We start from the raw sequence: 23353 nt of genomic DNA on the forward strand, positions 1-23353 counted from the left end.
CCGCAAAGCGGCAGGCCTTAGACGCAGGCCAGGTAGGCAGTCCGGCCATAACCCAAAGCGGCTCTCATCTTCCACTTTAGGGCGTCACGCTCCAATCTGTACAATGCTTCTCTATCGGAGTAAATCAGCTGTTATTCCAAGGTTTCCAGCTCCTTGTCGCTCTTGAGGTACAGGGCTCGATACAGGGTTGGCAATACCAAGAGAGTCAATGCGGTTGAGCTCAGCAGGCCGCCTATCACCACCACGGCCAGCGGCTTTTGGATCTCACTGCCGGCACCGGTTGACATCAAAATGGGGATCAGCCCCAGCGCCGAAGTCAGTGCCGTCATCAACACAGGGCGCAGTCGGCCGACCGTGCCTTCAAACACCGCCTGTTCCAACGACTCGCCGCTGTTGCGCCTCTGGTTGATTGAATCCACCAGCACCACCCCATTGAGCACCGCCACCCCAAACAGAGTGATAAAGCCAATAGAGCTGGGCACAGATAGATAGGTACCGCTGAGCCAGAGCGCCAACACGCCGCCAATCAATGCCAATGGCACATTGGCCATGATCAGCGCCACCTGCTTGATGGAGCCAAAGGAGAAGTAAAGCAGCAAGGCGATCAGTGCCACAGAGATGGGCACCACCATACTCAGCCTTTGTTGGGCCCGCTGCTGGTTCTCATATTGGCCGCCCACCATCACGGTATAGCCCGGCGGCAGTTGGGCTTCGGGCACCAGGTTGTAGATATCCTGCACCACGGAGCCCATGTCCCGGCCGGAGACGTTGGCCTGCACCACCACTCGCCGCTGCACATCGTCACGGCGGATATTGGGCGGCGCCATCTCTATGCTGACATCGGCCACTTCGCCCAAACGCACCTGCGCCCCATTGGCAGCTACCAGACGCAGATCGGCTATTGCATCCGGGCTCTGGCGGAAACGGCTGGCCAGACGCAGGTTGATATCGTAACGGGCGTTGCCGTCGATCACCTGACCGGCACTGCTGCCGCCTATGCCTGTGCTCACCAGCGACATCACCTCATCGACACTGATGCCGTAACGTCCCAGCATCGCGTTGTTGGGCCGCACCACCAATTGCGCCTCGCCGGTGATCTGCTCAAGAGACACATCCACGGCGCCGGGCACCTGGGCCACCAATTTCGACAGTTGCTCACCTTTTTCCGCCAGCACATCGAGATCCGGGCCAAACAGCTTGATGGCCAACTGCGCCTTAACCCCGGACAGGAGTTCATCGACCCGGGTCGCGATCGGCTGGGAAAAGGTCAGCAATAATCCGGGGAAGACGCTGAGTTTCTGCTCCATCAAGCGTTGCAGTTCGGCGCGGTTTTCGGCCGAAGTCCACTCATCCAAAGGTTTGAGACCGATATAGATTTCAATATTGCTCACCGGCTCAGGGTCACCGCCCAGCTCAGGTGCCCCTATGCGTGACAGGGCATACTCCACCTCAGGGAACTCCAGCAGCAGGGCCTCAAGTTTGGGCGCCACATCCAGAGAGGTCTCCAGGCTCGCGGTGGGTGCCAAGGTGACCCGCAAGTTGATGGTGCCCTCTTCCAGTTCAGGTACAAATTCCGTACCCAACCTTGGCAACAGCGACAGGCTCATGCCCAGCATTACTACCGCCACCAGCCCCACCTTGCCAGGCGAGGTCAACACCTTTTGCAGCAGCGGGCGGTAGACCCGCTCAAGCGGTGCCAATACTGGGCTTTGCCGGAAAGTCACCCCCTTGCGGAACAGATAAACGGCCAGTGCCGGCACCACCAGCAATGCCACCAGCAGCGCCGAGATCATCGCAAGAATGATACTCACCGCCATCGGCTGAAACAGCTTGCCTTCGACCCCTTGCAGGGCAAACAGTGGCGCAAACACCACTATGATGATCGCCGTGGCAAAGAACACCGGGCTGCACACCTCTTTGGCGGCCTGCCATACCCGCATGGCAATCGAGCCTCTGTGTTGGTCTTCTTCGCCATGGTAAGGGGCTTCCTCGCCATCGCTGCGCTGCCGCGCCTGGTCTTGGTGGCGCCTATCCGGCTCACTCAGATGTTTGAAGATGTTCTCCACCATCACCACAGAACCATCCACCAGCATACCTATGGCGATCGCCAAACCACCGAGCGACATCAGGTTGGCCGACATTCCCAGATAGCTCATCACCAGCAATGCCAACAAAATGGAGACTGGAATTGACAGCAATACCAGCAAGGTGGCCCGTACGTTGACCAGGAACAGTGCCAGGATCACCACGATAAACACAAAGGCCAATAACAGGGCATCACGCACTGTGGTCACCGCCTTGGTTACCAAGTCAGCCTGATCGTAGAACACCTCGAAGGTCACCCCCTCTGGCAGCGCCTGGCTGATCAACTGTTCGCGCTCGGCGATATCATCGATAGTCGCCTTGGTGTTGGCGCCCATTCTTTTGAGCACCACCCCGGCAACCACTTCGCCCAAAGCCTTGGCTTCACCATTGTCGTCCCGACGGGTCATGGTGACGGCGCCGACCCGGATTTCACTGCCAAAGCCCACTTCCGCCAAGTCAGCAACTGTGACCGGCGTGCCCTGGTATTCGCTCACCGGAATGCGGCCTATGGCGTCCAGCCCGGCCTGACCCGCAGGCAACAGACCATAACCACGCACCACGAGTTGCTCCTGACCGTTGGGCATAAACCAGCCGCCGGCATTGCGGTTGTTGGCATTCAGCGCCTGCTCCAGCTGTGACATAGACAAACCGTAAGCCAGCAGCCTATTGGGATCGACCCTGACCTGATACTGACGCACTTCGCCACCGAAAGAGAGCACATCGGTCACGCCACCAACCGGCATCAGCAACAGCTTCACCAGATAATCGTTGAGACTACGCAGCTCATCGGCGCCGATATTACTGTCCGGTTCGGCTCGCAGAATGTACTGATAAATCTGCCCAAGACCCGAGGTGTTGGGGCCGATTTCCGGCACCCCGACTCCATCCGGGATCATCTCCTTGGCGGTGGCCAGCTGTTCAAACACCTGCTGACGAGCAAAGTAGATATCTGTGCCTTCCTCAAACACCACAGTCACTATGGAAAGTCCGGTGCGGGAGAGTGAACGAACTTCTGTCACCGCAGGCAGTGAGTACATGCTGGACTCCACCGGATAAGAGATGAGTTTTTCCACCTCTTCGGCCGCCAGTCCCTCGGCTTCGGTATTGACAGTGACTTGCACATTGGTCACATCGGGAAAGGCATCCAGATTAAGCTTTGGCAGGGCAAACACCCCCACCACCAAAACAACAATCAAGGCCAGCAACACCAGAAAGCGGTTGCGGATAGCCCAATCTATTAACGATTGCAGCATAGTGCTTTCCTCAATGGTTGTGGATGTCGAAGCCAGACTTGGCCAGCTCGGATGCCAGGAAGAAGGCTCCGGCGGTAACAACCCGAGTTCCAGGCTCTATGCCGGATACCAGGTTCATGCCGCGTTCACTGGCCAGCAGTTGCACCTCTTTGGCCTCGAAACCGTCATCATCTTCGATAAACACCTGCCAGTCGCCATCGCCACTCCGGCTCAATGCCGCATCCGGCAACATCACACCTTCACCGCGGGGATCGGGCAAAAACAGTTCGGCAAACTGACCTGCATGCCAACGCACCTGAGTGTTATCCAACCGCGCCAGCACCCGCTCGGTACGGGTCACACTGGACAACTCATGGGAGCGGCCTATCACGCTGGCACTGACACTGCGATCGCCAATCCGCACCAGAGTCTCACTACCTTCACCCAAGCCTTCGGCCTGCGCAGGAGTCAGCTCGGCGGCCACCCACAGCGAGCGCTCATCGGTTAGCTGCAACAGTTGGCTACCGGCGCCGAGCAACTGCCCGAGGCGCGCCTCATCCTGCTGCACCCGGCCATCAATGGGCGCCAACAACTGATATTGACCTATCTCCTGGGGCCGGCTTTCCAGCGCCTTTATCTGTTGATCCGTCATCTGCAATGACTTGAGAATGGCGCGTTTCAGACTGGCATCGACCTGAGTCTGCAACCTACGACTGGCACTGACGGCGCTCTCACTCATGCGGCTAACCCGGCTCCACTCGGCAGCGGCATTGATATAATCGGCCTGAGCCTGGGCCACCGCGGCACCACCCAAGGTCAGCAAAGGATCCCCCGCCTTTACCTCTTGCCCCGGCACCACATGCCGTTCCAACACCCGTACTTCCAGCTGCGGCGTCAGCACCACAGTACGCTCGCGATCCACCAGTAAGGTGGCGTTGGCAACAGCATTGAGGCTAAAGCCACCGACGCTGACCTCTTGGATCTGAATGCCAGCCAGTTGGCGTTGTTCACTTGAGAGCTGCAGCGCCTGATGCTCATCTTCATGTCCATCTTCGGCGGCGACAGTCAAAGGGCTGGACAGCCCCAACATCAGCGCCAGTAAAGCGGCCTGTAGCCGTGGGTATTGTAAAGTCTTGTTCATTGTCCGGTACCTTAGTGTGTATGGGGCTATCATTGGGCATTCTCCTGGGATACGGCTATTTTCGGCAGTGCGCCGGGCAGTTGCCCGGAAGCGCCCATCCACTCGAGCCAACTTTGATAGAGGGCGGCTTCCAGTTCGAGACCGGCCTGAAAACTGCTGGCCAATTGCCGCCGACTGGTCAAATAGTCGCTGGTGCTAAGATCGCCGCTGCGCCAGCGTTGCCCCAAAAGCTCGGCCGCCTTGCGACCGGCCACCAAAGCCTGCTGTTGCCAGTCAAGCCAGCTCTGTTTTAACCTGGGTAAACTGTAGCTAAACTGCTGTTGCTGCTGTTTAAGTGCCATCTCAATGCTTTGGAACTGGGCGCTGGCGGCGGTAACCGCCTCCATTGCCGCCTTGATCGACTCGCTGTAGTCGTTACGCAGTTGCAGTGGCACAGATACCCCAATCCCCAACTTGTTATCTGAACCTTCTCTCTCGGCACTAAGGCTGATATTGGGGTCAGCCGCTGCTTGAGCCTTGGCTTGATTGACTTGCAGCCGCGCCAACTCAAGTTGCAACCCGGCACTATTCAGTGCCGGCACGGGCGCCTCGGTCGCGGGCAACTCTAGCCGGTCGGCGAAGCTGCCAAAGGGCAGCTCTGCCCGGCCAAAACGCGCCAGAATACGGGTATCGGCATCCAGCAACGCTTTCTGGGCCAAAGCCAGATCACTGATGGCACTGGCCTGTTCCAACTCCATCAGATTCAATTCTGCCTGGGACAAATCACCGACTTCGGCTCTTTGCCTGGCTATCTGCAACTGCTGCTCACCATAATTATTCTGAGCCCGCACAAACATCAGCTTCTTCTTGGCCAGACTCTGATCGACCAGGGCCTGCAATACCTCGGCATACAAGCGGGAACGTTCAATAGCGATATCACTCTTCAGCAACATCAACTGTGTGAGCGCCAATGCACTGGCTGCGGCGCGCTTATCACCCCAGTCAATGGTTTGGCTGAGAGACAGGTTGTAGGTGTCATCTTCCGGTGCATTTTGATAACTCAAGCCCAACTCGGGGTTGTAGATGGCGCGATCGGCGCCCTTTGCCAGATATTGGGCCTCACGGAGTCTGGCTTCCTGCGCCTGAAACTCGGGTAAAGTCGTCATCTGCCGCATCAGCTGCTCAAGCCAAGCCAATGACACTTCGGACTCGGTGCCACCAACAAGATAGGAAGTATCCGGCTTCTCGGCGGCAAACGCCGGTTGCGAGACTAGTGTTCCCAGCCCAAATAGACTCATGGAGACTATAAATTTCAACATAAACTTTCCTTGGGAAAGACCTATATGGCCACGATGAAATCGTGTGACCAAAGGTTAAACCTTAGAGTTAAATCTAAAGTCAATGGTTAACGTTTTGTGTGTTGAGTCGAATACTGATCAGAATGCTGCGGCTATATCAGCCAAAGCGCATGAGATGATTCAAGCTGTTGAAATAAAGCGGTTAAAGGCTCTGACTACAGACAGCTCAAGACAAGCGCCATGGAATACAGGCAAACCATGCCTGGGCACCACAAACACTGAAATCAGTTAATCAAGCTATTGGGGGGCGGTAATCTGGGGTGGAGAAATAGGGTTGGAAAGCGGGCTCCAGACTCTGGGGCCTTGCGTGCATCAAGGGAGTCAGGCTCTGAGCCAGAGTCACCGGCAAAGACAGGTGACCACCATGACATTGACAGTCGAGGCAGAGATCAAACTGTTGGGACTCAGTATGAGAATGCAGATGACTGTGAGTCACTCGGGAAACCTCCATCCCGGATGAAGTCTCTGACTCACAGGTACATTCGATACACTGGCTGATCACTGTGACTTCGGTGACAAACTTGAGATGAGGATGGTTACTCTCTTCCTCGGCCGGATTGCCCAGATGCAACTGATGCGCGCCAAGATTAGCGGCGCAAAATTGCAGCACCACCAAGGCGATAAGCATATGAGTCAGTTTGCGGACAAATACAGTCAAGGATAATTCCGGTTAAGGGTAAAAAATGGCCCGTGCCCAAATAGACCTACAGGCCAAGATAAAGTTCAGTTATTTAAACACACAATGTTTGGCGTAATCGGCCGCTTCATTGGCGCTCCAATCACCCTTGGGCTTTTCATCCATCTGCTTACACCAAGCTTCGCTGCCCACTTCAGGGGCACAAGCACTCAATCCAGCGGCAAAAGCCAGCGCCAAAGATGCAGCAAAAATTTTGGATAATGACATCGAAATTTCCTTATCTGAGTTACTTAATCGCCACAGAATAGCAGAATAACCGGCTTTACCCTATAGGCGGTTTTGACAACTAGCAGGCCGAACGTTTGGCTATCCAACGAATAGCCTCGTCTTTATGTTCCAGCGGATACCAAGCCAGTTCAGCGCTGACAAAGGGCCCCAGCAGACGCACCGCATTGCCGACCCAATCCGGGCCACCGACAAACACCAAGGCATCAAATGGAGGCAGTTGCACTTCACCGGCTCCCGAGAGGGAGGCCATCTCCCAGCCTTCCAACAATACATCTGCCTCTATATAAAGACAGACCTGGCCCCACTCCTGGCGGTAACTCTTGATGGCGGGACGCAGATATGTGCGGTAATCCTCGGCAGTGATACGGCCACTGGCAAACAAGCTGATCACGCCCTTGGCAATATCCGGAATTTGACACAACATAAGTAAAGCTCCATTGAACCTTCGATACCGGCTTATGGCACGGTATCTGATGACTATGGGTTATCCCGTACAGGAAGTTTAGCCTTACAAGACTCTCCGCACTATGGAGGAAGTAAACGCTTCCATGGGATGGTAATATAGCGACTGCCTCAAAAAACAATTATTTTGCCATGATAAAGATCTCAAACCGTGTCCAAGTTTCAGAAAATGAAATCGAATGGCAATTTGTCCGTTCCAGTGGTGCCGGAGGCCAGCACCTGAATAAGGTCTCCACGGCGGCGCAACTCATCTTCGACATCAAGGCCTCATCGCTGCCGGACTTCTACAAGGAAAAGCTGTTGACCAAGACAGATCACCGCATTACTCAAAGCGGCAAGATCATTATCAAATGCCAACAGAGCCGCAGCCAGGACGCCAACCGCCAGACAGCCTTACAACAGTTTATCGAACTGGTTGCTTCGGTCGGCGAAGTAACCAAGAAACGTATTCCCACCAAGGCCACCCGCGCCAGCCAAAGGCGCCGGGTCGACAGCAAAAAGCAACGCGGTGAAGTGAAATTGCTGCGGCAGAATAAGATCCGCTTCTGATAAGACCAGTCTTGCCGCCGGAATAGACAATAATTGCTGGCAACTGAAAGGAATGTGCAGCGATTGTGCGGCTATTGGTCGACAAATTCGACAGCTTTTGCTGAAATCAGGGAGGCACAAATTCAGGTGCGAACTCCCTTAAGGCAAGGAAAACAATATGAGCAGTCAGGCAAAAATACTCTTGGTGAATGGCCCCAATCTCAACCTGCTTGGTCGCAGAGAGCCGGAACATTACGGCCAGCGGACGCTGGAGCAACTGGTGCAGGGATTGCAGGACAAGGCGCTTGCCGCCGGAGTAAAACTGGAGCATATTCAGTCCAATGCCGAATACCAGCTCATAGAAGCTATCCACAACACAGATGCCGGTTTTGTGATCATCAACCCGGCCGCCTTTACCCACACCAGCGTGGCACTCAGAGATGCCCTGCTGGGGGTCGCCATTCCTTTCATTGAAGTGCACCTCTCCAATGTGCATGCCAGGGAGCCGTTTCGCCATCATTCCTTCTTTTCCGACAAGGCCAAAGGAGTGATAGTGGGACTGGGGCCAAAGGGTTATGAATTTGCCCTGGAAGCCGCCATAGAGGCGCTCAAACAAGGCTGAGCAAAGGAAGGTCCTGTCACCCTTTAGTACTGAGAATGACGATGGACATACGTAAAATCAAAAAACTGATCGAATTGGTGCAGGAATCCGGCATCAATGAGCTGGAAATCACTGAAGGCCAGGAAGCCGTGCGTATCCGCCGTTTTGGCCCACAACAACCCCAAGCCTGTTTCAGTATTGGTAATGACAGCGTGCAAGTGTTGGCGCCTGTCGCCGGCACCTTTTTACGCAGCGCCGGCGACCATGGCGTCCCCTTGGTGGAATTGGGCACAGAAGTTGAGCCGGGCACAGTACTGGGCTATGTGCAAACCATGAAATCCCTCAATCCGGTCAAGGCAGAACAGAGCGGCACGGTGAAAGCCATACTGGCAGAAAACGGTGAAGCGGTAGGGCTACAGCAAACCCTGTTTGTGCTCGATTAAACTCTCAGTTTAACTTCACCCCATATTGCGACTGAGTTGGCGTCGCTGCGTATATAAGGACTCCAACTGAGAGCTGATCTCCAACAATTGCTGCCGCTGCAGTTGCTGAGATTCGCTCAAGGCCCCGACGGACAGCTCGGCTGCCAACTTGGGGGCCAAATGCAGTATCTGCTGCTCGGCCTGAGTGATTGATTCTTGCTGTACTTCCTTGATAAACAAGAGCCTGAAACAATCAAAAAATACAGATAACAGTAGACCATCATCTATCTGTGTTTGGCTAAAGCGGGGATCATCGGGCCGATAACTGATGGCCGCTACCAGGTTACACAGGGTGGTCAAAGAGGTAGCCCCACCGGATAACTCGCAAACCGCAGGACGGGTTGCCAGGGCCTTAGCCAAATGCTCTGCAAATTCGGCCTTCTGCCACTGAGCTCCCAAAGCATGAATAACACTCACCCCAGACTCCTCTTACCGAAACAATCTTGCAGGCATAGGTATGAGATTAAAATCCTCTGTCAGCTGCAGCAAAAAATCCCTGGCCAGCAATGCAACTGCAAAATAAAACTCAGTTTGTGCATGCTCGGCAGCCAACTCAAGGCAGCGCTCCGCCCAAGGAAGAAGATGCTGTTGCAGTAATACCTGAGTAAAACGCACTAATCTCTGGTTATCCGGCTCTGCTGCCAAGCGTCCAAAACTGGCATCCAACACGCTAAAGAACAGGCCGATATGATCGACCGGATCCCTTGCCGGTAACTGCAAACTGACATCATGAACCTGATAAAAATCCATCAACGCCAGAGTGCTTCTGTCATTCAACACTTGTTCTTCACCCAAATAAACAGAACCATAAGGTACAGCTTTAGGCTCACCGGGACCGAAAAACAGTTGTCCATAGTCAAGTTGCAGATCCAGAAATTGAGTCTCGTCCCATTGCTGCAAATAGTTAGCCAGTGCTTCCCTACCGATCCTGTTACCGTCTCGAGCAGCCAGCTCAGGCCAAGTCTCGGCAACTTGATTGACCTTTAATTCGGTGATCAACTCAGGTTTAGGGTAGCCGTAAAGCAGATGATGCAGAAGACGTGCTATCCCTTGATATTGAATGAAATATATATTAGACAAAGACTTAGACATCTTATCTCCTGATGGACAAAAACAGGCGCCCACGGGCGCCTGTTTTCCAGTTACACCTCAGTAGGGTTAAGCACCTTGCCGGCACCACTTCCCGCGGGTTGACCATGGCGGTTTGCCTTGATGATCAGGTTAGGGGAAGTTATCGATTCACTGGGCAAGGGGGCGATATGACCATCACCGTCACCATACTTGGCGCGCAAGTTGTCCATGGTATCAAAGTCCAGCGCTCGCATTGGGCAGGACTCAACACAGACAGGTTGGCGCCCTTCAGCCAAGCGTTCGTGACAACCATCGCATTTGGTCATCACTTTACGCTCTCTATCTATCTGTGGTGCGTCGTACGGACAAGCTCTGGCACAGCTTTCACAGCCAATACACAGAGACTCTTCGACATGCACCAAACCATCTTCACGACGCTTGTGCATAGCACCGGTTGGACAGGCTTTGACGCACACAGGTTCGCTGCAATGGTTACAGCCAATGGACATATAATAAGCAAATACATCCTGACTATAAGTCTGGGTATTGGGATCCACAGACCAGCTACCACCACAATATTCATAAACCCGGCGCCAGGTGACGCCTTTCAGGCTGGGGACGCCATTGGCCAAAGGTTTATTATTGGCGCGCAGCAAATCACCCTGACGGTCTTTGCAAGATACATGACAGGCCTTGCAACCAGTGCACTTGGTGGTATCGACATAAAAGCCGTATTGAGTAGATTGATTCATTTACAAGTGCTCCCTTACGCTTTTTTGATGAGCTGAACACGGTTGGTGTGTTGAGGATTCCCCTTGGCCACCGGGCTTGGGATATAACGGGTCAGAGTATTGATTGCCCCGCCGACATCGATCACTTTTCCGGACTGTCCAATGCGGCCATTGGCATCAGCCAGGTACCAGGCCCCTTGCCCCAATGCCACGACGCCTGGCGCCACTCGAGGAGTAACCCGAACCTTGACCTCAATAGATCCCCGCTCGTTGTACATTTCGACCACATCACCGGCAGTCAACTGATAGGCAGCCGCGTCGATGGGGTTAATCCACACAGCATCTTCCACAGCCTCACGCAACCAAGGCACGTTGTGGTAGCTGGAGTGAGTGCGCCCCTTGGTGTGATAACCTGCAAGTTGCAGCGGGAAGCCTGCATCTATGGCGTCCTGATCCTCATAACCATCCCAAGTCACCGTGTACTGAGGAATGGCTGTAATGGAGTCACCTTTTACCTTGTTCTGTTCCCAGTTTTTGGCGCGCCAAGCCAGCTCTGCAGAATAAATCTCTATCTTGCCTGAAGGCGTAGATAACGCTTTACCACCATTGACATAGCTATCCAGAGCAACATATTTGTCGCCCATATTCTTGCGGAATACCCCTATCTTCTGGGCCTCTTTATAGCTGGCAGGGAAAGCCGGGCTGACACCTAGGTTTGCACTGGCACTCTTGGTTTTCTGATAAAGTTCTTCCAACCAATCAGCTTCGGTTTTGCCTTCAGTGAACAGCTGACCAACACCCATTTTCTCTGCGATCATAGCAGCGGCTTCATACATGGACTTGCAATCCCACATAGGTTTTACCGCGGCAGACATGGCGGTCAAATACCCAAGCGAACCTGAGGCATATGAGTCATTCACCAAGTCATTGGACTCCAGCCAACTGGTATCGGGAAGTATGATATCGGCAAACTTAGCCCCTGGAGTCATCCAGCAATCGCAGGAAACGATAAACAAGTCTTCAGCATCACGTAAAATACGCGCTGTGTTATTGATTTCAGCGTGCTGGTTCAGCAAAGAACTATCCGAGGCACTGAACACAAAATGAATATTGCTGCCCAGTTTCTCATCGGGATCCGCAGTTCCGCGAATACCGTGAGTACGTGCAGTAAAATTCTCACCGTTTTCAATCGCTTCAGTCCAGGTAAAGAAGGAGATAGCTTCCTTAACCGGGTTGGAACCCGTAGGAATACCTGCACGTGACATGCTGCTCATATAAGGCAGCTCACCATTGGACGCCCCCAGAGTACCCAGCTTACCTGTCAGTACAGAAAGCATATACAGGGCACGCATACTCTGTTCACCGTTGGCCTGGCGGTTAACCCCGGCACCGGCCACGATATAGGGAGCCTTGGCATTCATCAGATCTTCGGCCACCTGACGGATATAAGCAGCGCTGATGCCGGTAATTTTCTCGGCCCATTCGGGCGTGCGCGCGCCTTGAGCGGCAAACTTACCAACCCCCATGATGTAATCATGGTAGTTATCGCTGCTGTCCATACAGGCCGCATATTCTTGCTCTTTGGCATCACTGCTGGCAGCAAACAGTGCTTTTTGTTTCTCAATGGAGGCCGCGTCATACCCCACTGCATATTCATTGATAAAGCCAAGTGAATTGGCATCTACCCAACCAGTGCTGATCATCTCGAAAGCAACAGCTTCGGCAAACGCCGCATCGGTTCCGGGACGAATAGGCAACCACATGGACTCTTTGCCCAGCATAGAATCGGTATAGCGAGGATCAATCATCACCACTTTAAGGCCATTATTTTTCATCAAGGCCTGCAGGTAGTCGTACCCTTCACCCGATCCGGATTGACGAATTTCACTTGGGTTGTAACCAAAGCCCAGGAAAAAGTCACTGTGTTCCAGAGTTATGGTCGACGAGCCTTGAGTACTCCCTGTCCCGAAAGTATGTTTGGCCGCTTCCATCTGCTGAGCCCAAGAGTAGTTGCCGTAAGCGTTAAGGCAACCACCTACCAGGTTAAACAAGCGGTTAAAACAGGCATTGGAGGCAAAGCCATAATAGGCGCCTGAGCCATAACTGCGGAATACGGCCTTGTTACCATATTGATTAATCACCCGCTGCAAATTATCTGCGATGGTTTGAGTTGCTTCATCCCAGGTGATCGGCACAAACTTGGCTTCTCCCCTTTCCCCTACCCGTTTCATTGGTGTTTTCAGGCGATCCGGTGCATATGCACGTTGGCGCAACGAACGACCACGGGCGCAGGCACGAATTTGATGAAGACCGTAGACATCTTCTACCTCATGATCTGTCTCTACCCGGGTAATAATGCCATCACGACTGAACACTTTAATCGGACAGTTGGAGCCACAGTTAACCAAGCAGGATGACCAGTTTATCTGCTCATCACTGACAGGTGGCTTTGGCGGGACAACATTGGCGTCATCAGAGCTGGAATTACAGCCAGACACTGTTGCAGCGCAACCCAGGGCGGCACTCATTTTCAAGAAACTTCTGCGTTCCATTATATTTATCCTCACGATTTAAGTTTGCTCAAGGCAACAGGTAGCTGAAAGAGAACATCAGCTGATGGGCGTTATAGTTATAATTCAATACGCCCAAAGTAGTCAGGCCGGTGACGGCATCAATACCGACATCGCTGCCATCGGTATCGAAGTAACGCTCGTACCGGTACGACACTTTCAGAGCCATGGCATCATTCAAGTGGTAGCGGCCGTATAGCTCAACACTATGATTAAAACTGTAATAGTCATCGTACTGAGCGCTTCCAATACAGGTTTCCCCCTCGGAATCGGCAAATTGATAGTCAGCCCCCAAGGTCAGGCGGTCGTCCAGCAAGCCGCTATAGGCGATACCTGCCCCAAGGTTGATAAAGCTGTCATCGATGTCGCCATACCAAGTCGCGCTTTGGTCGCCACTCTGTTTCGATGCAATCCACTGCTGGCCAACGAAACCGTAAACACTCAGTTGCTTACTCAACTGCATTGTCAGGTTCAGGTCATAGCCATAATCGCGGGATTCAGTAAGACCAATGACTGTTTCTTGATAATCATCAAAGGCATAGTGACTGTTCAGGTCCAACGTCATCCAGCTCAACGGTGTGTACTGCAACCCAAGTTCCATTGCGGTCCGGCGTCGATCAGCCAGGTGATACTTGCGCAGCAGGCTCTGGGTTTCGCTGGAGGTCAGTTCGGCCGCCTCATAGCGGCTGCCATCCCGCTCACCAAAACTGGCTTTCAGATCAAGCTTCAGCGGAGTAAAAAGCTGCATACCCAGCTTGGCCCACAGGTTGTGGTCACGGGTTTCTTCCCGCTCACCATAGCTGCGATCAAGCTGTTTGAAGTCGTAACCAGTCTGGAGTCGGTAACCCGGCGCCAAGCGGTAGCTGGCATTGAGTTTCAGTGCCTGACGTTCAGAATCCAGCAAAGGATTTTGCCGAATAGCGCCACTGACTGGGTTGAATTCAAGCTGCACAAATTCGGCAACAGTAGAATCATTGTCGCGCTTGCGGTAATCCAATTGTCCCCCCAGGCGCAAACGACTATTGACCAAGGTGCTGACGGCCAGATTGGCGTCCAGGGTATCTACCTGACCATCCCAGCTTTGCAGCGGATTTCCCGTCATCTGGATCAGGCCTTCATCTTGGATCATCCGTCCGGCAATTGCCCGGCCGCTGATCACCGTGTTGCTCAACCGGTACTGGCCGTTCAATGTCAGTTGATGGGCCTGATTGTCCGGTGCGGCGCTGTAGATATCACTGGCATAAGGCAGACTTAAATTGTTGATGTCATTCTTGTATTGGCTACCTTGATACGCCAATTCAGTAAACCAATTGTCGCCGCTGAGCTGTAACCCGGCCCGCAACTTGTCGTTGCTCTCATCCACCGGCAAAGCGAAGTTGACCGGCCTTGGAGTCATCAAACTGGCACTGCGGTGGCCCTGTTTTTCTTCTCTGTCATAGCGAACATAGCTGCTCAGGTCACCGATTTGGGCCAATTGACCGAAGTCATAGCGAAAGCCTATTCCAGCCTGCTGCCGCTCCAGTTCCAGATCCAGGTAACGCAGGGTATCATCGGGTTGCAGCATACCCTGGTTATGCCAAAGTCCGGTGCCAACGTTGCCGTTCTCATAACGGGTCAAGCTGCGATAATCCAGCGTCATCTGGTACTTGCCGGGGCGACCGCTTTTAAGGCTGACAAAGCCGTTATCCTGACCCAAATTATGGGCCCGCAGTTGGCTGCGATACCCGTTTTCGGTGCGGTAACCAAGTGCAGCATCGACACTGGCGACGATACCATCATGATCATCACCAAAAGCATTACCGCTGTGGATATCATCACTGTCGTTGTACCCGGCATTCACTGTAGCCTCACCGGCCAAGCCTGGCGTCAACTGACACTGCCGACATTGAAAACCGGCAGTATTGACCTTATCTGTATTGGCACGGCTAACCCCAAAATCGGCAGCCACAACAGTTCCTGAAACACCCAGTAGTGCCACAGTCAACAGATTCAAAGGAAATCTCATCTTCAACACTCCTGCTTAACGGGACAGCACACTGCCGGCTGGATGATTAGAACCATGGATTTGGCTGTGGCAGTTCAAACAACTCTTGCCGGAGCCAAAAGCGTTAATACCACTTTGAGATACAGCTCTTGAGGCATGACCATCGTCGGCATGGCATTGTTGACATAACTGGGGTACCCGGGCTTTCAACAAGGCTTCGTTCACACTGCCGTGAGCGTTGTGGCAGTTGGCGCAGTTTTCCACCACAGGAGCATGTTCCCACAATACAGGGCCACGCTTGTCGGCATGACATTCATAGCAAGTGGTATTGATACTGCTCTGTTTCAGTGCACTTTCGGTCAAGGAACCATGAGGGTTGTGGCAATCGATACAGGTCATCTGATCCCACTTGAGCGGATGGGATGAACGCTTGCTCATATCGGCCTTGGCACGAGTATGGCAGCTGGTGCAGGCCTCGTTAATCCGCAAAGGATTGAGCATGGGGTCTTCGGCGGCATGCACCTGATGGCAATCGGCGCAGGCTACCTGCTCCAGATTATGCAAACTGTTGTGCCAAGCCATCTGTTCCGTATTCTGGTGACAATCAAGGCAAACACTATTCTGACTTTCAGCTGAGAGTTTGGACTCCGGGCCGAAGCTTATCATAGGCTCCTTACCGCCACGGTTATGCTTACCCATGGGGCCATGACAAGCTTCACATTGAAGTCCAGCCATAGGTAAACGGCTATTATTCATCCCGCCATGGGTTCCTTTAAACAGCGCCATAACTTTGGGATCTTTTTTATGGCACATCAGACAGGAATCAGCGCCTTTAGGGGAATATTTCCCATCACTGAACTTTTCAGTTAATTGCTGTTCAAGCTCGGTTGCAGTTAAATTATCCCAAGGGGTAGCCTGAACCAAAGCAGTTGAAAACAATAAGACAGCGCTTAGCGCATATAGGCAAAAACTCCAGCCTTTATTGATAGATTTAATCATTCTCCGGCCTTTATTATCTATTTCACTTAAAAAGGAGACAGTTTTCTCCCAAACACAATTCTAAGGCATTCACTTTTCGAATTATCAAATGTTGCATTTCCATATCTCAAATTTGGGATGAACGTATAAAACAACACAACAATATGACACAGATCACTCAAAACCACATTACAACCAATAAAAGCCAATAAATTGACCAAAGATAACATTTTGAATAACAATTAAAAAAAACAAAGTCGTTAACCAAATGGGTAGATATTGAAATAATTAACGAAAAAGAATGTAACAACGAAATAGCTGCATAATAATTGCATGATTGATATGAATCACAATTTAAAAAGACTCAAAAAATATGTATTATTAAAACATAAACAACGAATATGAGAATGAAAATCATATAGGACATATATTATTTCAATTATTGATAAGTATTTTATTATTTAATAAATAACTTTATTTTCAGGATTAGGAATAAGAAAGGTTTTAACAAGTTCCATCAGCACTCTGAGTTAACTTGTCGGATGGGATAAAAAGCATGCAAATAAGAGGTATCACTCCCGTAAATATTGAACATAAGGAAGCTGTGAACAAGTCCCATGTGTGCCCTGCATCGGCTACTGGATGCAATGCGTGGCTCACTGCAATTCCCCTAGAACCCAGGGTGTAACACTCACATCTCTAGATAACAGGCCCGACGGCAAACACTACTCAACATCAAACTCTCATTAACCAGGAAGCCTCCGAACTGAGTCACAACAGCATGACTCCTGAAGCAACAAAAAAGGCGTCCCATGGACGCCTTTTCGATTGGTTGCAGTGGCAATTACTTCTTGCCCAGCATACCGAAACGCTTGTTGAACTTGTCGATACGACCACCGGTATCAACAACTTTCTGAGTACCAGTGTAGAAAGGGTGACATGCACCGCAAACGTCCAAGTGCAGAGCTTTGCCTGCAGTAGAGTTTACTTTGATGACATTGCCACAAGTACAAGTTGCAGTGATTTCTGCGTATTCAGGATGGATACCTGGTTTCATTGGGGTTACCTCAAGTTAAGGCCATGTCGCTCTTCCAACCCGAAGTCGGACACCACATGCGGTTAATATCAAAAGTTCAGGGCGCAGAATAGTACAGTATCTGCCCAGCGCTGACAAGTAGGTGACTACATCTGCTCGAACTTTTCTTTGGCCGCGGCTTTATCCTCATAGGACTGCAGCAAGCGGCTACTGGGGCAGTGCAGCTTGGCATCACTGCGAAGGTTGCGGATATTACCGCGGCTGAAGGCCTTGGGATTGGCCTCAAAAATAGCCAGCATGGCGCCATAGACATGGGTATGGTTGTTCTCGGCATAGCGGCTGGCCACCCGCCAGAGGGTTTCCGTACCATCGAAATCCAGCATGCATCCCTGCTCACGCTTCTCAATTGGCGGCGCCTTCACCTGTGAGTCTGGCGCGGCAACGGCTTGAGAGGCCGAGGACATACCAGGACTTTGAGGCTCGGCATCGGCTTGAACGGCGACCTCTTGAACCCTTTGAGCTTGAACGGCTGACAATTGCACAGCTTCGCTTGCTCCTGTTGTGGCTTGCACTGCAGCCCGCTGTGACTCACTCGGCATCTGCTCACCAAAGACCCGGGCACGGTTGGAACGCAGCGCCACAGGCACTGAGGTATCGAACAAGGGCAAGCGTTTGAGTTCATGCCAGCGATTGATTCGGTATTCCCGCACCAACAATTCTGCCTGCTTGTCGGTCACTTCATCTATCCCCAGCAGCAACACCATGTAACGGTTAATGGGTTGCACCATGAGTTTTTCCGCCGCACCTTGCTGCCTGACAATAAACTCCAGCCGAGTCATATCCTCACTGTCGGCCACCACATTGACCTTGAGCATGGGCAGGTGCCCAAGCTCAAACATTCTTTGATTGATACTGACATGGGCGGTTTCTGCTCTGGTAACAGACGTTAGCAACATGAGTACAAGCATCAGTAAACCCGCTCTCATCCCTATCCTCTCTGTTTGATTTTAAATTACCCAGTTTAAGCTATCCGGCTTGGATCCTCGGGCTTAGGCTCTCTGGCTTAGGTTCTCTGGCTTAAGTTCTTTGGTTTGGATTCGTTAAGTCAGCAGATTCAAGCTGCGGTTTTTGCAGCTTTTTGTTTCCGGGGCTGGTTCTCTCATTCTAGCCTGAGTAAACTGACGGGCAACATGTGCCGTGATCATTTGCGAAAATTCTGACTATGCCGCAGTTTGTCGAAGTTGCCCTTCCCGTTCCCATGCGGCAGAACTTCAGTTACCTGATGCCCAAAGCCTGTCCCTGGCCACTCGAGCCGGGGATGCGGGTGCGGGTGCCCTTTGGCCGCCAGCAACTCATAGGCCTGGTGACAGGCCTGAGTGATGAGTGCGAACTCGAGCCCAAACAACTCAAGCCGGTATATCAAGTGCTGGACAGCGCGCCATTGCTGCCACCGGCGCTGTACCAACTGACCCTCTGGGCCGCCAGATACTATTTCTGCAGCCAGGGGCAGATGTTGACCCAGGCCCTGCCGGTGGCGCTGCGCAAGGGTGCCGATGCCGCGCCGGAGAAAATCAGTTATCTGTGTCTGACCAGTGCGGGCCAGGAGGCCACACTGGAGTCGTTGAAACGGGCTCCCGCCCAACGCAAACTGCTGCAACAGCTCAAACTGGGGGAACTGACCACTGAAGAGGTCAACGCGCTGGAGCTGAGCAAGAGTGCCATCAAGGGGCTGCTGGACAAGGGCTGGGCCGAGCAGAGAGAACGGTCAGTCAGCGCCAATCTTGAATGGCGGCAAAAGCTTGAACTGGGGGAAGAAGCTCACAGGCTCAACCCGGAGCAAGCCGTGGCGGTCGCCAGCCTCAATGCCCAGAGCGGCTATCAGTGCAGCTTGCTGGAAGGGATCACAGGCTCAGGCAAGACAGAAGTCTATCTGGCGGTACTGGAAACCATACTCAAGGCTGGCAAGCAGGCGCTGATCCTGGTGCCGGAAATCGGCCTGACGCCGCAAACCATTAACAGGTTCAAACGCAGATTCAAAGTCACGGTTGCCGTGATCCATTCCGGCCTGACCGACAAGCAGCGCCTCGACGCCTGGCGCCTGGCCCGCAGTGGCGAGGCGGCTATCATAATCGGCACCCGCTCGGCGCTGTTCACTCCCATGGCCTGGCCCGGGATCATCATTCTCGATGAGGAACACGACAGCAGTTTCAAACAGCAGGAAGGCGTGGGTTATCACGCCAGGGATCTGGCCGTCATGCGCGGCCACCTGGAGCAGGTTCCTGTACTGCTGGGCAGCGCGACACCGTCGCTGGAGAGCCTGCAAAACGCCCTCAGCGGCCGCTATCAGCATCTGCAATTGGGAGAGCGTGCCGGCAATGCCCTCAAGGTGCGCCAGGGACTGATAGATATCCGCAACCAACCCCTGCAGGCGGGCATGTCACAACCGCTGCTGAACGAGATGCGCCTGCATCTGCAGGCCGGTAACCAGGTGTTGCTGTTTCTCAATCGCCGCGGCTTTGCCCCTGCCCTGCTGTGCCACGAATGTGGCCATCTGCACGAGTGCGATCGCTGTGATGCATTTTTCACCCTGCACCAATCCCTCGGCGAAATTCGCTGCCACCACTGCGGCAACCAGTATGCAATTCCACGCCAGTGCCACAACTGCGGCAGCACCATGTTGCAGGGGCAGGGCATAGGCACGGAGCAATTGGAGGCGGCGCTCAGCAAGGAATTTCCCGAGTATCCCGTGGTGCGAATCGACCGGGATACCACCAGCCGCAAAGGCTCGCTGGAACAGCACTTAAACGCCATTCATCGCGGCGAATACAAGATATTGGTAGGCACCCAGATGCTGGCCAAGGGACATCACTTTCCCGATGTCACCCTAGTGGGACTACTCGATGTGGATGGCGCCCTGTTCAGCGCCGATTTTCGGGCCCCTGAGCGCTTCGGCCAACTCTATACCCAGGTAGCCGGTCGCGCCGGTCGCGCCAGCAAGCCGGGCACTGTGCTGCTGCAGACTCATCAGAGCGACAACCCCTTACTCAGGGACCTGCTTCACAGAGGCTATGGCGAGTTTGCCCGCAGCCAGCTCAATGAGCGCCAGCAGGCACTGTTGCCCCCGGCCTGGCATATGGTGCTGATCCGCGCCGAATCCCACCGCGCCGAGGATGCTGATGCCTTTCTGGCGGCCTTTGCCGCCATGTTACCCATGGACAAGGATTTTGAAGTGATAGGCCCGCTGCCGGCGCCGCTGGATCGCAAGGCCGGCAAGTATCGGCGCCAGTTGTTGGCCCAGGCCAAGGACAGACGCAGGCTGCAACAGGTGTTTGAACAGCTGTTACCTCAGGCCGAACAGCTGCCCGAGGCCAAGCGCTGCCGCTGGAGTCTGGATCGAGATCCGCAGGATCTGCTGTAACTGATAAGAGTCCGCAGGATCTGCTCCAATTCCCTTTAACAGCTTTAATCCAGCTCAGAATTGACCGTGAGGCCCCTGCCTATCCTGCGGCTTGCGCAGCAGCTTATAGGTCAGCCAACTGCCGAGCACCAATACCAGAGTAATCACCGGCGCCGCCATCAACGCCATGGTCAACAGCTTGCTGATCCGCTCCGGCAGAAACGGCATCATATAGCCCAGTGATACCAACAGTCCCACCCAGAAGAAGGCGCTCAGGGCCGCAAAAAAATAGAAGGTCTTGATACAGGCCATGCGCACGCCCATCACCAAAGGCAGCAGCGAACGCACCAACGGCAGAAAACGGGCGCAGAAGAGTGCCACCAGCCCATGACGACCAAGGAGTTTATCCACTGCCGCCAGACTGTCGGGCGGCACCTTGTAGACCCAGCCCTGCACCCTGGGCAGACGATTGAGCAGCCGCCCCTGAACAAATGCCAAATAGCTGCCGCCTGCGGCCGCCGCAAACAGCAACAGATACACCAGCCAAGGGTTGAGGATCCCCATGGCCGCCAGGGTGCCTGAGAGTATGACCACACTGTCGCAAGGCAAGGGGGCCGCCGGCAGCAAAGCACTCTCCAGGAAAATAAAACTGAAGATGCACACATAGATACTCAGGGCGATACCCGGAGCATGCAGCGCGGTAAAATCCTGTTGCCAAATGGCTTGTAACACTGTGGTGATGGAGTCCAGCATCTATATCTCCATTGAAACTATCGACACATACCGATAGCAAAATCGGCACTTGGGGGGAAGACAGGATCGACATCATACTCCCCAAAAACGAAAATCAGTGATTCTTAAACAAAGATTCATCCCTCTTTATCAATAACAGTGATCTTAAAAGGTCACAGGCAACCGCAAACCCAGACAACAACAAAATTTGCTGATAAAACCATACTGGTGATAGCAATGTTACTGCCGAAAGCGCTAGAATGTGCGGTTATTCCCCTTTTAACCTTTATCAGTCAGTGTCGATAAAACGCCAATGAAATCACATATCCAATCTTTGCTTGAACAGACAGTAGCCACTTTGAAACAACAGGGGTTGATCCCCGAAGAGACTGCGCCAAGGATTCAGGTAGACCGAACCAAGGATAAGAGTCACGGCGACTTGGCCACCAACCTGGCCATGATGCTGACCAAGGCTGCCGGCAAACCACCTCGGGAACTGGCACAACTGATCATCGACAACCTGCCTGCCTCAGGCCATGTGGCCAAGGTAGAGATAGCCGGCCCCGGCTTTATCAACTTCTTTATAGATGACAATGCCCTGGCCAAACAGCTGCAGGCGGCACTGGCCGACGAGCATCTGGGTGTGAGTCTGCCCAAGTCGCAAACCGTGGTAGTGGACTACTCCTCCCCTAACCTCGCCAAAGAGATGCACGTAGGTCACCTGCGCTCCACCATCATTGGCGACAGCGTTGTGCGGGCGCTGGAGTTTCTCGGTCACAAGGTGATCCGCCAAAACCACGTCGGCGACTGGGGTACCCAGTTCGGCATGTTGCTGGCCTATATGGAAGAGCTGCGGGCGCAAAATGGCGAAAACGCCAACCTGGAGTTGTCGGATCTGGAAAGCTTCTATCGTGCTGCCAAACTGCGTTTCGACGAGTCGGCCGAATTTGCCACCCGCGCCCGCCAGCTGGTAGTCGAGCTGCAATCCGGTGACGAGTACTGCAACAAGCTGTGGCGTGAGTTCAACGATATCTCTCTGAGCCACTGCCATGACGTATATCAGCGCCTGGGCGTCAGCCTGACCCGCGCCGATGTCCATGGTGAAAGTGCTTACAACGACGATCTGGAACAGGTGGTCAAAGATCTGGATGCCCAAGGCTTGCTGTCTGAAAGTAACGGCGCCAAGGTGGTATTCCAGGAAGAATTCCGTAACAAAGACGGTGAAGCCCTGCCGGTGATCATTCAGAAGGCCGATGGCGGCTATCTCTATGCCACCACAGACCTGGCGGCCATGCGCTATCGCTCGGGTACCCTGCATGCCGATCGCGCCCTCTACTTCGTAGATCTGCGCCAGGCGCTGCACTTCCAGCAAGTGTTCAGCCTGGCCCGCACCGCAGGTTTTGTGCGCCCGGAAATGACACTGGAACACATGGGCTTTGGCACCATGAACGGTGAAGATGGCCGCCCATTCAAGACCCGCAGCGGCGGGGTGGTGAAACTAGTGGACCTGCTCGATGAAGCCAATGTCAGGGCGCTGGAGCTGGTACGCAGCAAGAACCCCGACATGGACGAAGACACTCTGGCCGAAATCGCCCGAGTGGTGGGCATCGCCTCGGTGAAATACGCCGATCTGTCGAAGAACCGCGCCAGCGACTATATCTTCAGCTTCGATCAGATGCTGAGCTTTGAAGGCAACACAGCGCCATACCTGCTGTACGCCTATACCCGGGTTGCCGGGATCTTCAAGCGGGCCGAAGATGTGGATCTGAGCAATGCCGTTATCGCTCTGGAACACGACAAGGAAAAAGAGCTGGGCAACAAGCTGGCCCAGTTCGGTGAAATCCTTGCCCGTATGGTCGACAAGGGCCAACCCCATGTACTTTGTGGTTATCTGTTTGAACTGGCCGGAGCCTTCTCCAGCTTCTACGAAGCCTGCCCCGTGCTGGCGGCCGATAACGAAACCCAGAAGCACAGCCGTCTGCTGCTGTCTCAGTTGACCGCCAAGACCCTTAAGCAGGGCCTGTCACTGCTGGGTATCGAGACTCTGGAGCGCATGTAATC

At 53.4% G+C, this 23353-nt stretch carries 20 protein-coding genes; 5 read left to right on the top strand and 15 right to left on the bottom strand.

Going from position 1 to position 23353, the window contains the following annotated elements; translation table 11 throughout:
• Window positions 1–131: 131 nt before the first annotated feature.
• From RC73_RS11745 to RC73_RS11770, 6 genes are all read right to left on the bottom strand, one after another.
• The gene (locus RC73_RS11745; RefSeq protein ID WP_039034817.1) at window positions 132–3338 is read right to left on the bottom strand and encodes an efflux RND transporter permease subunit; all 3207 of its coding nucleotides are present in this window, start codon (window positions 3336–3338) and stop codon (window positions 132–134) included.
• Window positions 3339–3348: 10 nt separating this feature from the next.
• The gene (locus RC73_RS11750; protein WP_224866486.1) at window positions 3349–4407 is read right to left on the bottom strand and encodes an efflux RND transporter periplasmic adaptor subunit; all 1059 of its coding nucleotides are present in this window, start codon (window positions 4405–4407) and stop codon (window positions 3349–3351) included.
• Between the two features lie 80 nt (window positions 4408–4487).
• Window positions 4488–5756: a TolC family protein gene (locus tag RC73_RS11755; protein WP_039034818.1), complete on the bottom strand. Its 1269-nt coding sequence runs from the start codon at window positions 5754–5756 to the stop codon at window positions 4488–4490.
• Between the two features lie 271 nt (window positions 5757–6027).
• Window positions 6028–6423, bottom strand: coding sequence for a hypothetical protein (locus RC73_RS11760; RefSeq protein ID WP_039034862.1), 396 nt, complete (start codon window positions 6421–6423; stop codon window positions 6028–6030).
• Window positions 6424–6522: 99 nt separating this feature from the next.
• Window positions 6523–6699: a DUF3012 domain-containing protein gene (locus RC73_RS20120; protein WP_039034819.1), complete on the bottom strand. Its 177-nt coding sequence runs from the start codon at window positions 6697–6699 to the stop codon at window positions 6523–6525.
• Between the two features lie 79 nt (window positions 6700–6778).
• Window positions 6779–7144 (bottom strand): STAS/SEC14 domain-containing protein, encoded by a 366-nt coding sequence (locus tag RC73_RS11770; RefSeq protein ID WP_025009267.1) that lies wholly within the window; start codon window positions 7142–7144, stop codon window positions 6779–6781.
• Between the two features lie 170 nt (window positions 7145–7314).
• Between RC73_RS11770 and arfB the strand changes: the two genes are divergently transcribed.
• From arfB to RC73_RS11785, 3 genes are all read left to right on the top strand, one after another.
• Window positions 7315–7731: an alternative ribosome rescue aminoacyl-tRNA hydrolase ArfB gene (arfB, locus tag RC73_RS11775; RefSeq protein ID WP_039034820.1), complete on the top strand. Its 417-nt coding sequence runs from the start codon at window positions 7315–7317 to the stop codon at window positions 7729–7731.
• 157 nt (window positions 7732–7888) lie between these two features.
• On the top strand, window positions 7889–8332 hold the full coding sequence (aroQ, locus tag RC73_RS11780; protein ID WP_039034821.1) for a type II 3-dehydroquinate dehydratase: 444 nt from the start codon (window positions 7889–7891) through the stop codon (window positions 8330–8332).
• 41 nt (window positions 8333–8373) lie between these two features.
• Window positions 8374–8754: an acetyl-CoA carboxylase biotin carboxyl carrier protein gene (locus RC73_RS11785; protein ID WP_039034822.1), complete on the top strand. Its 381-nt coding sequence runs from the start codon at window positions 8374–8376 to the stop codon at window positions 8752–8754.
• A 15-nt stretch (window positions 8755–8769) separates the two neighbouring features.
• Here the strand turns inward: RC73_RS11785 and RC73_RS11790 are convergent, their stop codons facing one another.
• From RC73_RS11790 to RC73_RS11825, 8 genes are all read right to left on the bottom strand, one after another.
• A complete protein-coding gene (locus RC73_RS11790; RefSeq protein WP_039034823.1) occupies window positions 8770–9210 on the bottom strand; it encodes a hypothetical protein in 441 nt (146 codons plus the stop codon).
• A gap of 12 nt (window positions 9211–9222) precedes the next feature.
• Entirely contained in the window at window positions 9223–9885 is a 663-nt protein-coding gene (locus RC73_RS11795) for a TorD/DmsD family molecular chaperone (RefSeq protein ID WP_052248162.1), read from the bottom strand.
• A 50-nt stretch (window positions 9886–9935) separates the two neighbouring features.
• Window positions 9936–10616, bottom strand: a complete 681-nt coding sequence (locus tag RC73_RS11800) for a DMSO/selenate family reductase complex B subunit (RefSeq protein ID WP_039034824.1) — start codon at window positions 10614–10616, stop codon at window positions 9936–9938.
• Window positions 10617–10630: 14 nt separating this feature from the next.
• Window positions 10631–13147, bottom strand: coding sequence for a DMSO/selenate family reductase complex A subunit (locus tag RC73_RS11805; protein ID WP_039034825.1), 2517 nt, complete (start codon window positions 13145–13147; stop codon window positions 10631–10633).
• Between the two features lie 28 nt (window positions 13148–13175).
• Window positions 13176–15170 (bottom strand): MtrB/PioB family decaheme-associated outer membrane protein, encoded by a 1995-nt coding sequence (locus RC73_RS11810; protein ID WP_039034826.1) that lies wholly within the window; start codon window positions 15168–15170, stop codon window positions 13176–13178.
• Between the two features lie 15 nt (window positions 15171–15185).
• Window positions 15186–16148 (bottom strand): DmsE family decaheme c-type cytochrome, encoded by a 963-nt coding sequence (locus RC73_RS11815; protein WP_082014310.1) that lies wholly within the window; start codon window positions 16146–16148, stop codon window positions 15186–15188.
• Window positions 16149–16971: 823 nt separating this feature from the next.
• Window positions 16972–17184 (bottom strand): 50S ribosomal protein L31, encoded by a 213-nt coding sequence (gene rpmE / locus RC73_RS11820; RefSeq protein ID WP_025009259.1) that lies wholly within the window; start codon window positions 17182–17184, stop codon window positions 16972–16974.
• 125 nt (window positions 17185–17309) lie between these two features.
• A complete protein-coding gene (locus RC73_RS11825) occupies window positions 17310–18131 on the bottom strand; it encodes a FimV/HubP family polar landmark protein (RefSeq protein ID WP_160289573.1) in 822 nt (273 codons plus the stop codon).
• 254 nt (window positions 18132–18385) lie between these two features.
• Between RC73_RS11825 and priA the strand changes: the two genes are divergently transcribed.
• On the top strand, window positions 18386–20581 hold the full coding sequence (priA, locus tag RC73_RS11830) for a primosomal protein N' (protein ID WP_039034828.1): 2196 nt from the start codon (window positions 18386–18388) through the stop codon (window positions 20579–20581).
• Window positions 20582–20635: 54 nt separating this feature from the next.
• Here the strand turns inward: priA and RC73_RS11835 are convergent, their stop codons facing one another.
• A complete protein-coding gene (locus tag RC73_RS11835; RefSeq protein ID WP_039034829.1) occupies window positions 20636–21313 on the bottom strand; it encodes a DedA family protein in 678 nt (225 codons plus the stop codon).
• A 292-nt stretch (window positions 21314–21605) separates the two neighbouring features.
• On the opposite strand from RC73_RS11835, the gene argS reads away from it, so the two are divergent.
• Window positions 21606–23351 (top strand): arginine--tRNA ligase, encoded by a 1746-nt coding sequence (gene argS, locus RC73_RS11840; RefSeq protein ID WP_039034830.1) that lies wholly within the window; start codon window positions 21606–21608, stop codon window positions 23349–23351.
• Window positions 23352–23353 lie beyond the last annotated feature (2 nt).

The sequence above is a fragment of the Shewanella sp. ECSMB14102 genome (genome assembly GCF_000813075.1).
GTDB lineage: Bacteria > Pseudomonadota > Gammaproteobacteria > Enterobacterales > Shewanellaceae > Shewanella > Shewanella indica.